This window comes from Rhizobium sp. NPDC092011 (genome assembly GCF_044756305.1).
In the GTDB taxonomy this organism is placed as follows: domain Bacteria; phylum Pseudomonadota; class Alphaproteobacteria; order Rhizobiales; family Rhizobiaceae; genus Rhizobium.
The window spans coordinates 240,060-254,539 of record NZ_JBIVSO010000005.1 but is presented as its reverse complement, the minus strand read 5'-3'; the positions used below and the strand labels follow the sequence as shown (position 1 = coordinate 254,539).

Genomic DNA, 14,480 nt, shown 5'->3' with positions numbered 1-14,480 from the left:
GATGTTCGACAACCTCGTCGTCGAACTCGGTCCCTGGAGCTGGTGGCTTCTAGGTCTCGTGTTGCTTGCCGCCGAGTTGGTGTTGCCCGGCTTCTTTCTCGTCTGGATCGGCCTCGCCGGCATCATCGTCGGGGCGCTCTCGCTGCTTTTGTGGGATAGCGCCTTCTGGACCTGGCAGGTGCAATGGCTGATCTTTGCGGCATCGGCCGTTGTCGTCACCCTCATCGGGCGGCGATATATCTACAACAACAACCAGGTCACGGACGAGCCTTTCCTGAACCAGCGCGGCGCGAGCCTCGTCGGGCGCACGGCAACGCTCGATCAGCCGATCACCGAAGGTCGGGGCCGCATCCGATTGAACGATACCTATTGGACAGTCAACGGGCCGGACTTGCCGGTCGGCACCCGCGTCAAGGTCGTTGCCAGCAATGGCCGCGAACTGACAGTTGAACCCGTCTGATCAGGCAACGCCGATCCGCAACAGATCGTGGAAATGCACGACGCCGATCGGCCGGCGTGCATCATCGATCACCATGAGTGCTGAAATATTGTGACGATTGAGCACGGCCATGGCGCTGGTCGCCAGCGTCGTTTCTTTCACCGTCTTCGGATTGGGAGTCATGACCTCATCCACCAGCTTCTCGGCAAGGCTGGCTCCGAGATTGCGGGCGATATCGCCATCGGTGACAATGCCGCACAGGCATCCCTCTTCATCGATCACGCCAACACAGCCGAAACGCATCTTCGACAGCATCATCGCCGCTTCGGGCATGCCGGTGCCAAGCTTGACCAGAGGCACCCGGTCGCCCTTGTGCATGATATCGGCAACATGCGAGAGGCTGGCGCCGAGCTTGCCACCCGGATGGAAGGTGCGGAAATCCTCGGCGGTGAAGCCGCGGGCCTCGAGCAATGCTACAGTGAGCGCATCGCCGATGGCGAGCTGCAGCATCGTCGACGTGGTCGGCGCAAGTCCGTGCGGACAGGCCTCCTGCTCTTTCGGAAGCAGGAGAACGACATCCGACTCGCGCGCCAGCGTCGAACTCTCGCCGGCTGTGATCGCGATCATCGGGATCGAAAAGCGGCGGGAATAGCTGATGATGCCCCGAAGTTCGGCGCTTTCGCCGCCCCAGGAGATAGCGATGATGACGTCATCCTGCGTGATCATGCCGAGATCGCCATGATTGGCCTCGACGGGATGAACGAAAAACGCCGGGGTGCCGGTGGAGGCCAGGCTGGCGGCAAGCTTGTTGCCGATATGGCCGCTTTTGCCGACGCCGGTAATGACGACACGGCCGTTGATATCGCCGATGATCTCGACCGCGCGGCTGAAGGGCCCGGCTAGACTGTTGGCCAAGGCACGTTCCAGCGCTTCGAGGCCCCGTCTCTCGGTCTCGATGGTCCGCATGGCGGATTCGATCGCACCGTTCTCGATCAATCTGACAGCTCTCTTGTTCATGAGCGAGGCCTAACGCTTTTCTGCAAATCTGTCCACCGAAGATCCGCCCTCTCCGCAGCTGCAGCTCGCTGTCTAAGCTCCGGAATATTACCGGTTCTTTCCAAGCAACTCGCGTTTAGCAACCAACCGTTAACCACACAGCTTTACACTTGAGTAAGGATTTAGAGTATTTCCAGCAAGGTCAGACTTAGATAAAATGAGCATCGGCAAGAACAAGGCGGGGAAAAGCACCCTCCGGCTGACGGCATGGGCAACATCCGCCTTGCTGGGCTGGGGTGTCGCATTCGCTGCGCCGATGTCCGCAAGTGCCCAATCGCTTCCTCCTGACCAAAATCTCGACGACTCGCTGCCGACAGCCGCGCCGACATCGAACCCGACGGCTGATCCCACAGGGGCATCCGCAGCCGGCGCGCAGCCGGCATCCGCCACAAATCAGGCATCCAGCGCAAATGCCGACGCGCCGCCGAACATGCGTCTTCGCTTGGATTCGCTGACGACAGGCTCGACGCTCGATGACGACCTGCGTCGAGTCAACTCGCGGGAACCGACTGTCGACGGACTGAGGGCGCGTTCATATCCCGATCGCGCCGACGCTCAGGGCATTCCACTCGGCACATTCACGCTCCGTCCATCGATCAACCAGTCGATCAATGTGGAACGAAACAGTACCGGCGCCGTCAAGGACAACCGCACTTTCCTGCAGACGGACCTGCGCAGCACGCTGACTTCTGATTGGGATCGCCACGCCTTGACCGTCACCGGCGAAGGCGTCTGGCAGAAGAATCTCAGCGGCACCGCGGCAGAACGGCCTGTGGTTACGATCAATGCCGACCTGCGGCTCGACCTTCCCGCCAACACGATTGCCCATGTCACGGCCGGCTATCAATTTTACAGGGAAGATACCAGCGATCCCAACGCCATTATCGGCGCTTCGAAGCAATCCGCCGTCAACCAGTTCTCAACCGGGCTTTCGCTGGAGCGCGACTTCGGCGTGCTGCGCGGCTCGACGGCCGTTGCGCTGACCCGAACGATCTACTCCAACGCCGTGCTCTCCGATGGAACCCAGGTCACGCTCAGCGACCGCGACCAGACGGCGGGCACGTGGCGCGGCCGCATCGGTTACGAGCTGTCGCCCGCAATCATTCCCTTTGTGGAAGCCGACCTCGGCGCCGCGGTCTACGACCAGACGCGCGACAGCAACGGCTACGCGCGCTCAAACCAAAGCTATGGCGGCAAGGCTGGCATCGAGCTCGATCTCGGAGAAAAGCTGAAGGGCGAGCTCGGCTTTGGCTATCAGCACACGCAATTCGACGATGCGCGCCTCGCCTCGATCGACGCACCGACGATCGATGGCAGCCTCGCCTGGTCACCGCAGCGCGGCACCGATGTCAGCATCGGCCTTTCGAGCACAGTTCAACCGTCGACGACTCCAGGCCTGGGCGGCTACACCGCCTACCAGCTCACCAGCACCGTGAGCCACCAGCTGCGCGACGATCTCACCGCCAAGGTAACGGGCGGAACGATTTGGCGAGACTACCCTTCGAGCGGCAGCGTATCCGACGAGACCGAATATGACGCGGCCCTGGGCCTGACCTGGGGGATCAACCGCTATCTCGATCTGACAGGCAATCTTGGCTATCAGCTGACTACCAGAAAGGCCGGCGACGATACCCGTCAGCTCCAGGCCGGCGTCGGCTTGACTGTGAAGCGCTGACGGCGATTTCGCAATGCGCCTGATCCTCGCCGAAAACCATTGCTTCGACAATGAAAAAGGCCCGGCATAGCCGGGCCTTGAATTTTCAGCAGGGAGCGATCGGCAGCTTACTTCAAAGCAGCGATCAACGCCTTGAACTCATCCTCGATGGTCGGACGAATATCTGCGCGTGCCAATGCGAAGGCAACGTTGGCGAGGATGAAGCCGTCCTTCGCACCACAGTCGAAGGTCTGGCCCTGGAAGTGATAGCCGGCAAAATCCTGGTTCTGCGCCAGCTTCAGCATACCGTCGGTCAGCTGGATCTCGTTGCCGGCACCCCGTTCCTGGCTTTCCAGGATACGGAAGATTTCCGGCTGCAGGATGTAGCGACCGTTGATGAAGAAGTTGGACGGAGCCGTACCCTTGGCCGGCTTTTCGACCATTTCCGTGATGCGGAAGCCATTACCGACCGTTTCGCCGACACCGACGATGCCGTATTTATGGGTCTGATCCGGAGCGCATTCTTCAACGGCGATGACATTGCCGCCGCTATGCTCGTAAAGCTCGATCATGCCCTTCATGCAGCCCTTTTCGGCGCGCATGACCATGTCGGGCAGCAGCAGCGCGAACGGCTCGTCACCGACGATTTCGCGCGCACACCAGACGGCATGGCCAAGACCGAGCGGCTCCTGCTGGCGCGTGAAGCTTGCCGTGCCGGCCTTCGGCAGCAGACCGTTCAACAGCGACAGCTCGGCATTCTTGTTGCGCTGGCGCAAAGTCTGCTCGAGTTCGAACTGAATGTCGAAGTAATCTTCGATGACGTGCTTGCTGCGGCCCGTCACGAATACGAAATGCTCGATACCGGCTTCCATCGCCTCATCGACGACATACTGGATTACCGGCTTATCGACGACGGTCAGCATTTCCTTCGGCACCGCCTTGGTCGCCGGCAAGAACCGCGTCCCTAGTCCGGCGACCGGAAATACTGCCTTACGAACCTTCTTATGCTGTCCCACTCATACCTCCTGGGCATTAAATAGCTGGCGCCAAGCCATTCTAAGGGTCAGTAGATTAAATTTGCTACTGTTTTGCAAATAATGACTGGCCGGCACTTCCATGGTAAAGAATTTGTTGACTTCGTTCGTTTAGTGTCAAGCTTGGGCCGATGCTACGTGCATCGCCGCACCGAAATCCAACAATCGATGGACAAGGCTGTAGATGACCGTAAACCGCAAAAACTCCCTTCTTGGTCTCGCTCTGGCGCTCGCGCTCGGTGCCTTCGCGGGACTCGCTCCCGTTAACGCCAATGCCGACCCAGGGTTCCAAAAATGGATCGCGGGCTTCTATGCGACCGCCGCAAAGAGCGGCATTACGCAATCGACCTACCGCAATGCATTTGCCGGCGTGACGGATCCCGACCCCACGGTCCTTGAAAAGGCGCAGTATCAACCGGAATTCAAATCCCAAATCTGGGATTATCTGGATTCCCGTGTCAATCCCTATACGGTCGATATTGGCCGTAAGATGGCGGTCAAATACGGGTCCACACTGCGCACGCTCGAACAGCACTTCGGCGTTGATCGCAACATCATGCTGGCCATCTGGTCGATGGAGTCGAACTACGGCGCCGTTCTCGCCAAGAATGACCGGCTACATTACGTGCCCCGTGCGCTGGCGACGCTTGCCTATGCCGACCCGAAACGGGCAGGCTATGCCAAAAAACAGCTTATCGCCGCGCTGAAGATCCTGCAGAAGGGCGATATCTCGCGCAAGGACCTCAACGGTTCCTGGGCTGGCGCCATGGGCCACACCCAATTCATCCCCACCAGCTATCTGCTCTACGCTGTCGACGCCGACGGGACAGGCCACGCCGATATCTGGAACTCAATTCCGGACGCTCTGGCCACGACCGCCAACCTGCTCGCCAAGAACGGCTGGAGCACCGGTCGTACCTGGGGCTATGAAGTCGTCGTCCCGCCCGGCGGTCACGCCCAGGTCGGCAAGACGCATACCATCGCCCAGTGGGCGGCTCTCGGCTTCGTTCGTCCGGGCGGCAAGGGCTTCCGCCAGACCTCCGACCGCGCGCAACTGAAGATGCCCGGCGGCTCGAACGGCCCCGGCTTCCTGATGACCGGCAACTTCTTCACCATCAAGCGCTATAACGCTTCCGACAGCTATGCCCTGGCCGTCGGCCTGCTTGCCGATCAGATTGCCGGCTATGGCGGCATGCAGCAATCCTGGCCACGCCCGAGCGGCACGCTCAATGTCCAGCAGAAGTTCGAGCTGCAGACGCGGCTGAAGCAGCTCGGCTATTATGATGGCGTTGTCGACGGCAATTTCGGGTCCGGCTCGAAGGCTGCCATCTCCGCGGTTCAGCAGCGCATCGGTATGGATGCAGATGGTGAGCCCTCGATGAACCTGTTGAACGCATTGCGTAAATAGGATCGCCGCCATCTGTGGGCTCCAGGTTCGCTGGACGGGGAAAAGCCCCTCATGCGATCACGAGCCGTGAGCGGAAAGAGATGATGAAACAGCGACCTGCCCGCGCGATCACGGCCACCCTGAGGGCTCTCTTCACGGCACTGCTCTCGGCCGTCATCGCGCTCGGCTGCCTGTCGCCGGCGGCCGAGGCGCAGGAACGGCCGCGCAGAAACCTGTTCGACATGCTGTTCGGTACCCGCGAGCCGGACTATCCCGACCAGCCCGCCGAACAGCCGCCGCCACAAAGAAAGAGCCAGCCGCGCAAACGGCCGACGCCGCCGCCGCGACAGCCGGTAGCGGTTCAGCCGCAAACGCCGCCAGCGGCAGAAAAGCTTCCGGACGCAAAGACGATCCTCGTCGTCGGCGACTTTCTGGCGAGCGGCTTGGGAACCGGACTGGAAGACGCCTTTTCGGCTTCACCCGGCGTTGTCATCCAGACACGCGGCAACGTGGCTTCCGGCCTCGTCCGCCAGGACTACTACAACTGGCCTCAGCAACTGACAGGCATGATGGATCAGCTGAAGCCGGCAATGGTCATTGTCATGCTCGGCGCCAACGACAGGCAACCGATCATCGGCGACGGACTGAACGAAAAATACGGCACGGACCCCTGGTTTCTCGCCTACGAGGAGCGGGTGCAGCAATTTGCCAAGCTGGCAGCAAACCGGCATATACCGCTGCTATGGGTCGGGCTGCCGCCCTTCCAATCCGACCAGCTGACGGCAAGTGCGGTCAAGCTCAACCATCTCTACCAAAGCCAGATGGCGGCCGTCGGTGGCGAGTTCATAGACATATGGGACGGCTTCACCGATCAAAACGGCGAATTCGTCGTGACCGGCTCCGATATCAACGGCCAGCAGGTGCGTCTCAGAACCGCCGACGGTGTCAACATGACGGCTGCCGGCAAGCGCAAGATCGCCTTCTATGTCGAGAAATCGGCGCGGCGTTTGCTGGGCAATCAGGCAAGCCCGGATATTACCCGCCTCGACACCGGCAGCCCGTTGCCCGCACAGCAGGCGAGCCTGCCGGGCGCGGAGCCGGAGAAAATCGTGAGCACGCCGCCGATGAGCCTCTCCGACCCCGATCTCGATGGCGGCTCGCAGCTTCTGGGCGCTTCGCCAGCACCGGCTGCGGCGGCGGCTTCGCCAAGGGATCTCTTGGTCGACAAGGGCCAGATGGCTCCTGCCCCCGCAGGTCGTGTGGATGACTATCGGCTACCTGCGACGCCGACCGCCACGCCTTGAAGGCGAAGCCGTTTGACAATCCTGCCGTGCGCCAATAGAAAAATGCCATGAGCACCGACCGCGCAGATCAAATCGATCGTAACCGCACCTGCCTGCAGGCCGCGGTTTTGCGCGCTTTCTCCGGCCGCGGTCTCCGCGTCCAGTCGTGACGACCGGAGGCTTTGCGCGTCCGGCCATTGCTGGACGTAAAGCCCCTCACTCCAAAACATCAACGTTGCCCATGGAGAATGGCACGTGCTCAATATCTACAACGTCAATTCGCTCGTTCACTGGGAAGAGCGAGACATTCGTCTGCGTGACGACCTCATCCGCTTCTTTTCCGACGAAGTCTCAACCTTCCTACGATCGGCAAACCCGGCCTGGGATATCCGCAGGGTCGAAGCTCCTACCCTGATGCCGAGAAACCTGGTCTCCGACGCCTATTCCAATTCGGATATATGGGTGCAGGAACGACTATCGGAAACCGAGGCAGAACTTGTGCTTCGCCCGGAAACGACACCTTCCACCTATATCTACATGCAACATCTTCTCGGCAATCATTCGAAGACACGGTTGCCTCTCTGCATCTGGCAGGCAGGCAAATCCTATCGCCGCGAACAGGATCAACCGAGCAAGCATGTGCGGCTCAAGGAGTTCTGGCAGCTCGAATTCCAATGCGCCTTCACCGCCGATAGCGGCAACGACTATCATATGGCAAGCTTGGAGCCGGTTCGCCGCATGATTGCCTCGGTCATCCACTTGCCCAGCAGGATCGTGCCGTCGGACCGCCTGCCGGCCTACTCGCAGGTCACGATGGATATCGAAGTGGACAATGGCGACAAATGGATGGAGGTTTGCTCCATTTCGAAGCGTACGGATTTCCCACAGCGTTACCGCAGCCAAGCCAAGAAAGGCCCGGCGATCGACCATGACGTCACGGTGCTTGAGATCGCCATCGGCCTCGACCGTTGCATCTACAATTGGAACATTGCCGCAAGCAGATAAGACAGAAGGCCGGGCTCTCTGCGAGCCCGGCCTTCTGCATGATTGACAGACGATATCGGTAAGGCTTACCGCGGCAGAATCGTCGCGCCCATCAGGGCTTCGTCGATCGCACGCGCGGCCTGGCGGCCCTCGCGGATCGCCCAGACCACCAGCGACTGGCCACGGCGAACGTCGCCGGCGGTCCAGAGCCTGTCGACCGAGGTCTTGTAGTCCTTGTCGTTGGCAACGACGTTGGTCGAGCCGCGGCGGTCCGTGTTCAGCGTCAGCTTGCCATCGAGTTCCTTGAGCACGCTGTCGGTGAATGGGCCGCGGAAGCCGATGGCGATGAAGGCGAGATCGGCGCGGATGACGAATTCCGTTCCGGCGATCGGCTTGCGGCGCTCATCCACTTCGCAGCACTTCACACCGGTCAACACGCCGTCTTCGCCGATGAATTCCAGCGTCGCGACCTGGAATTCACGAACCGCGCCTTCGGCCTGCGAGGAAGAGGTGCGCATCTTCGTCGCCCAGAACGGCCAGACGGCGAGCTTGTCTTCCTTCTCCGGCGGCTGCGGGCGAATGTCGAGCTGGGTGACCTTCACCGCACCCTGGCGGAATGCCGTGCCGACGCAATCCGAGGCGGTATCACCACCACCGACGACGACGATATGCTTGCCACCGGCCAGGATCGGGTCGGCAGGCCAGCCGGCGCTGTCGATGTTTTCGCGGCCGACGCGGCGGTTCTGCTGCACGAGATAAGGCATGGCGTCATGAACGCCGGCCAGCTCGACGCCGGGAATGCCGGCCTCGCGCGGGGTTTCCGAGCCGCCGCAATAAAGCACCGCATCATGATCGGCCAAAAGCTGTTCAATCTTGACATCGACGCCGACATTGACGCCGCAATGGAAGGTGACGCCTTCGCCCTTCATCTGCTCGACGCGGCGATCGATGAAGTTCTTCTCCATCTTGAAGTCCGGAATGCCGTAGCGCAGCAGGCCGCCGGGCTTGCTTTCGCGCTCGTAGAGGTGAACCTCATGACCGGCACGGCCGAGCTGCTGTGCGGCTGCCATGCCGGCAGGGCCGGACCCGATGACGGCAACCTTCTTGCCCGTATGCACCGTTGCCGGCTGCGGACGAATGAAGCCCAGTTCATAGGCCTTGTCGGCAATCGCCTGCTCGACGGTCTTGATGGCGACCGGTGCGTCTTCCAGGTTCAGCGTGCAGGCCTCCTCGCAAGGTGCGGGGCAGACGCGGCCGGTGAATTCCGGAAAGTTGTTGGTCGAATGCAGGTTGCGGATCGCCTCTTCCCAGTTGTTGTTATAGACGAGGTCGTTCCAATCCGGGATCTGGTTGTGCACCGGGCAGCCGGTCGGGCCGTGGCAATAGGGAATGCCACAGTCCATGCAGCGCGCTGCCTGTTTCTGCACTTCCTGGTCCGACATGGGGATCGTGAATTCGCGGAAATGCCGGATGCGATCCGAAGCCGGCTGATACTTGCCGACCTGACGGTCGATCTCCAAGAAGCCTGTTACCTTGCCCATGCTATCGTTTCCTCACTCAAAAAGAGGAGCCGCGGCTCCCGTGCCTGAGGGTCATCTACGTTGCCCAGTCCGGCACTTTAATTCAAATCCGATTCCGCTATTCGACAGTTGCGATCGCCTGGTCGGCGACCGCAATGCGAGGCGAAATCCTCGACTGGCTTGACAAGCCGGGGCGGATTACTCCGCCGCCACGCTCATGCGACCGCGCTCCATTTCCTCAAGCGCACGACGGTACTCGACCGGCATGACCTTGCGGAATTTCGGGCGGTAATCGGCCCAGTGATCGAGAATTTCCTTGGCCCGCGTCGAGCCCGTATAGTGGAAATGGTTCGAAATCAGCTGGTAGAGACGCTCTTCATCATGGCGCGTCATGTCATCGGAGACGTCGACGCGTCCCTTGTGCATGATATCGCCGCCGTGATGATGCAGCTTCTCTAACAGTTCGTCTTCTTCGGGAACCGGCTCCAGTTCGACCATGGCCATGTTGCAGCGGCTAGCGAAATCACCCTTTTCGTCAAGCACATAGGCTACACCGCCCGACATGCCGGCCGCGAAGTTGCGCCCGGTTTCGCCGAGCACGACGACGACGCCGCCGGTCATGTATTCGCAGCCATGGTCGCCCACGCCTTCGACGATGGCGACCGCACCGGAGTTTCTGACCGCGAAGCGCTCACCTGCAACACCCCGGAAGTAGCACTCCCCTTCGGTCGCACCGTAAAGCACGGTGTTGCCGACGATGATCGAATGCTCGGCCTTGATCTTCGAATTCTCCGGCGGACGGATGATGATGCGGCCGCCCGAGAGACCCTTGCCGACATAGTCATTGCCGTCGCCGATGAGCTTGAACGTGATACCACGCGCCAGGAATGCGCCGAACGACTGGCCAGCGGTCCCCTTGAGCGTGACGTTGATCGTATCTTCCTTCAGGCCGCGATGGCCGTAGCGCTTGGCAACCGCGCCCGACAGCATGGCGCCGGCCGAACGGTCGACATTCTTGATGTCGACTTCGAAGGCGACCGGCGTCTTGGAAGACAGAGCCGGCTCCGCCTTCTCGATCAGCGTGCGGTCGAGAATGTCGTCGATCGGGTGCTTCTGCACGGTCGTCCAATAAGTCTCTTTCTTCGGCGCATCGACCTTGTGGAAGATACGGCTGAAGTCGAGTCCCTTGGCCTTCCAATGGGCGAGCATCTCGTCCTTTTCCAGAAGCTCGGAAGCGCCGATGATGTCGTCCAGCTTGGCAACGCCCAGCGAGGCGAGTATCTCGCGCACTTCTTCGGCAACGAAGAAGAAGTAGTTGATGACATGCTCAGGCGCACCCTTGAAGCGCTTGCGCAGCACCGGATCCTGAGTGGCGACGCCGACTGGACAGGTGTTGAGATGGCATTTGCGCATCATGATGCAGCCGGCCGCGATCAGCGGCGCGGTGGCGAAGCCGAATTCGTCCGCACCGAGCAGAGCGCCAATGATGACGTCGCGACCGGTCTTCAGACCACCATCCACCTGCAGGGCAATACGCGAACGCAGCCCGTTCAGCACCAGCGTCTGCTGGGTCTCGGCGAGGCCGATTTCCCATGGCGAACCTGCATGCTTCAGCGACGTGAGCGGCGAAGCGCCGGTGCCGCCATCATAGCCCGAAACGGTGATATGATCGGCGCGCGCCTTGGCGACGCCAGCGGCAACCGTGCCGACGCCGACTTCCGAGACCAGCTTGACCGATACGTCCGAGGTCGGATTGACGTTCTTCAGGTCGAAGATCAGCTGTGCCAGATCTTCGATCGAGTAGATGTCGTGGTGCGGCGGCGGCGAGATCAGGCCGACACCCGGCGTCGAATGCCGGGTCTTGGCAACCGTTGCGTCGACTTTGTGGCCGGGCAGCTGGCCGCCTTCGCCGGGCTTCGCGCCCTGCGCAACCTTGATCTGCAGCACGTCGGCATTGACCAGATACTCCGTCGTCACGCCGAAGCGGCCGGACGCGATCTGCTTGATGGCCGAACGTTCCGGGTTTGGCGAACCGTCGACGAGCGGCATGTAGCGGTCGGCTTCTTCGCCGCCTTCGCCGGTGTTCGACTTGCCGCCGATCCTGTTCATGGCGATCGCCAGCGTCGTGTGCGCCTCGCGGCTGATCGAGCCGAAGGACATGGCGCCCGTCGAGAAGCGCTTGACGATATCGACGGCCGGCTCGACCTGGTCGACCGAGATCGGCTTGCGACCGAGCGCTTCCGCACCCTTGATCTTGAAGAGGCCGCGGATGGTGTTCATCCGAAGGGCCGAATCATTGACCATTTCGGAGAATTCGCGATAGCGGTCCTCGGCATTGCCTCTGACGGCATGCTGAAGGGCGGCCACCGCGTCAGGCGTCCAGGCATGACTTTCGCCACGCATGCGGTAGGCATATTCGCCACCGATGTCGAGCGTGCTCGCCAGCAACGGATCACCGCCGAAAGCAGCCTTGTGCCGCGCAACGGTTTCCTCGGCAATGGTCTCGAGACCGATGCCTTCGATCATCGTTGCCGTGCCGAAGAAATACTTGTCGACCAGTTCCTGCTGCAGGCCGATCGCATCGAAAATCTGCGCGCCGCAATAGGATTGATAGGTCGAAATGCCCATCTTCGACATGACCTTGAGGATGCCCTTACCGACCGCCTTGATGTAGCGGTAGACGACTTCGGTCGCGTCCACTTCCTTCGGGAATTCGCCGCGCTGATGCATGTCGAGCAGCGTGTCGAAGGCAAGATAAGGGTTGATCGCTTCCGCGCCATAGCCCGCCAGCAGGCAGAATTGATGCACTTCGCGCGGCTCGCCGGTTTCGACGACGATACCGACCGAGGTGCGCAGGCCCTTGCGGATCAGGTGGTGATGCACGGCAGCCGTCGCCAGCAGCGCGGGGATCGCGATGCGGTCCGGGCCGATCTGGCGGTCGGAGAGCACGATGATGTTGTAGCCGCCGCGAACGGCGGCTTCCGCCCGTTCGCAGAGACGGTCGAGCATCTCGGGCATGCCTTCGGCACCGCGTTCGACATCATAGGTGAAGTCGAGCGTCTTTGTGTCGAAGCGGTCCTCGGTGTGACCGATCGAGCGGATCTTTTCCAGATCGCCGTTGGTCAGGATCGGCTGGCGCACTTCCAGGCGCTTGGCGTTGGCCATGCCGGTATGGTCGAGCAGGTTCGGACGCGGTCCGATGAAGGAAACAAGGCTCATGACGAGTTCTTCGCGGATCGGGTCGATCGGCGGGTTCGTCACCTGCGCGAAGTTCTGCTTGAAGTAGGTGTAGAGCAGCTTTGCCTTGTCGGACATGGCCGAGATCGGCGTATCCGTGCCCATCGAGCCGACGGCTTCCTGCCCCGTCGTCGCCATCGGCGACATCAGGAGCTTGGTATCCTCGGTGGTATAGCCGAAGGCCTGCTGGCGATCGAGCAGCGACACGTCACGGCGCAACGCACGAGGCTCAACAGGCTTCAGGTCTTCGAGGATCAGTTGCGTGCGGTTCAGCCAGTTGCGATAGGGGTGCTTGCTTGACAGCTCCGACTTCACCTCGTCGTCTGAGATGATGCGGCCCTTTTCCATGTCGATCAGCAGCATCTTGCCCGGCTGCAGGCGCCACTTCTGGATGATCTTCTCTTCGTCAACAGGCAGAACGCCGGCTTCGGATGCCATGATGATGCGGTCGTCGTCGGTGACGAGATAGCGGGCCGGACGCAGGCCGTTGCGGTCGAGCGTCGCGCCGATCTGCTTGCCGTCGGTAAAGGCAACGGCGGCCGGGCCATCCCACGGCTCCATCAGGGCAGCATGATACTCGTAGAATGCCTTGCGCTCGGCAGCCATGAGCTGGTTGCCGGCCCATGCTTCCGGGATGAGCATCATCATGGCATGCGCCATGGAATATCCACCGCGCACGAGGAATTCGAGCGCGTTGTCGAAACAGGCCGTGTCCGACTGTCCTTCATAGGAGATCGGCCAGAGCTTGGAGATATCCTCACCGAAGAGCGGCGAAGATACCGATGCCTGACGGGCGGCCATCCAGTTGACGTTACCGCGCAGCGTGTTGATTTCGCCGTTATGCGCGACCATGCGGTAGGGATGCGCCAGCTTCCACGACGGGAAGGTGTTGGTCGAGAAGCGCTGGTGTACGAGGGCAACCGCCGTCTCGAACCGCGGATCGGACAGGTCCTTATAATAAGCACCGACCTGGTAGGCGAGGAACATGCCCTTGTAGACGATGGTCGAGCTCGACAGCGAGACAGGATAGAAGCTGCTCTCTTCGCCCTCGTATTCCGCATAGATGCGGTTGGAGATCACCTTGCGCAGGGTGAAGAGGCGGCGTTCGAACTCCTCGTTCGTGCCGGCATCGCGGCCGGCGCCGATGAAGACCTGCACATGATACGGCTCGGTGGCCGCAATCTCAGGTGCCTTGGACAGCGAGGAGTTGTCGACCGGCACGTCGCGGAAGCCGAGCAGAACCTGGCCTTCCTCGACCACGACCTGCTTGATCGCGGTCTTGAAATGCTCGATCAGCGCCTCGTCGCGCGGCAGAAAGAAATGGCCGACGCCATATTCGCCGGCCTTCGGCAGGATGATGCCCTGCTTGGCCATCTCCTCACGGAAGAAACGGTCGGGGATCTGCACGAGAATGCCCGCACCGTCGCCCATCAGCGGATCCGCGCCGACGGCACCGCGATGCGTCAGATTTTCGAGGATGAACAGGCCGTCACGCACGATCTGATGCGACTTGCGACCCTTCATGTGCGCAACGAAGCCGACGCCGCAGGCATCATGTTCGTTGCGCGGATCGTACAGGCCTTGTTTCGGCGGGATGCCCACCGACTTCGAACGATTGGCACGTTTCGACGTTTTGGCCGTCGCGGCAGCGTTGGCTACAGCGGTCTGGTCAAAACTCGTGAACGTCTTCCTGTTCGTCATCGTCTTCCCTCCGGTAAGGCCCGCCTCGCGGGCGCTCCTTCGTCCCGCGCGGTCCGTTTCCGGCGCCGACGCGCGACAGCTCTGTTGCATTGTGAAGATCCGGCCGCGAACCATGGCCCCGTTGCGGAGCCTGTCGTCAGCGTTCGCGCCTTGCTATTCCACCGCCGCCCTGCCCGCAGCCGAAA

General features: G+C 61.2%; 9 protein-coding genes. 5 read left to right on the top strand and 4 right to left on the bottom strand.

Annotated features, from left to right (window positions below; all coding sequences use genetic code 11):
- Position 1 precedes the first annotated feature (1 nt).
- The gene (locus tag ACIQJ2_RS22335; RefSeq protein WP_199147555.1) at positions 2 to 460 is read left to right on the top strand and encodes an NfeD family protein; all 459 of its coding nucleotides are present in this window, start codon (positions 2 to 4) and stop codon (positions 458 to 460) included.
- Here the strand turns inward: ACIQJ2_RS22335 and ACIQJ2_RS22330 are convergent, their stop codons facing one another.
- On the bottom strand, positions 461 to 1,456 hold the full coding sequence (locus tag ACIQJ2_RS22330; protein ID WP_400671941.1) for an SIS domain-containing protein: 996 nt from the start codon (positions 1,454 to 1,456) through the stop codon (positions 461 to 463). It abuts the gene before it with no gap.
- 196 nt (positions 1,457 to 1,652) lie between these two features.
- Between ACIQJ2_RS22330 and ACIQJ2_RS22325 the strand changes: the two genes are divergently transcribed.
- A complete protein-coding gene (locus ACIQJ2_RS22325; RefSeq protein WP_400671944.1) occupies positions 1,653 to 3,170 on the top strand; it encodes an outer membrane beta-barrel protein in 1,518 nt (505 codons plus the stop codon).
- A gap of 107 nt (positions 3,171 to 3,277) precedes the next feature.
- Here ACIQJ2_RS22325 and galU read toward each other — a convergent pair whose 3' ends face one another.
- A complete protein-coding gene (gene galU / locus ACIQJ2_RS22320) occupies positions 3,278 to 4,165 on the bottom strand; it encodes a UTP--glucose-1-phosphate uridylyltransferase GalU (protein ID WP_199149961.1) in 888 nt (295 codons plus the stop codon).
- Between the two features lie 202 nt (positions 4,166 to 4,367).
- On the opposite strand from galU, the gene ACIQJ2_RS22315 reads away from it, so the two are divergent.
- From ACIQJ2_RS22315 to ACIQJ2_RS22305, 3 genes are all read left to right on the top strand, one after another.
- Complete coding sequence (locus ACIQJ2_RS22315; protein WP_400671947.1) at positions 4,368 to 5,591, top strand: lytic murein transglycosylase; 1,224 nt, start codon at positions 4,368 to 4,370, stop codon at positions 5,589 to 5,591.
- A gap of 83 nt (positions 5,592 to 5,674) precedes the next feature.
- On the top strand, positions 5,675 to 6,874 hold the full coding sequence (locus tag ACIQJ2_RS22310) for a DUF459 domain-containing protein (RefSeq protein ID WP_400671950.1): 1,200 nt from the start codon (positions 5,675 to 5,677) through the stop codon (positions 6,872 to 6,874).
- Positions 6,875 to 7,108: 234 nt separating this feature from the next.
- Entirely contained in the window at positions 7,109 to 7,858 is a 750-nt protein-coding gene (locus ACIQJ2_RS22305; RefSeq protein ID WP_400671952.1) for an aminoacyl--tRNA ligase-related protein, read from the top strand.
- A gap of 65 nt (positions 7,859 to 7,923) precedes the next feature.
- Here ACIQJ2_RS22305 and ACIQJ2_RS22300 read toward each other — a convergent pair whose 3' ends face one another.
- Positions 7,924 to 9,378 carry a glutamate synthase subunit beta gene (locus ACIQJ2_RS22300; RefSeq protein WP_400671955.1) on the bottom strand — a complete coding sequence of 485 codons (1,455 nt, stop codon included), beginning with the start codon at positions 9,376 to 9,378 and terminating at the stop codon, positions 7,924 to 7,926.
- 177 nt (positions 9,379 to 9,555) lie between these two features.
- Positions 9,556 to 14,295: a glutamate synthase large subunit gene (gene gltB, locus ACIQJ2_RS22295; RefSeq protein ID WP_199149966.1), complete on the bottom strand. Its 4,740-nt coding sequence runs from the start codon at positions 14,293 to 14,295 to the stop codon at positions 9,556 to 9,558.
- Between the last annotated feature and the right edge of the window lie 185 nt (positions 14,296 to 14,480).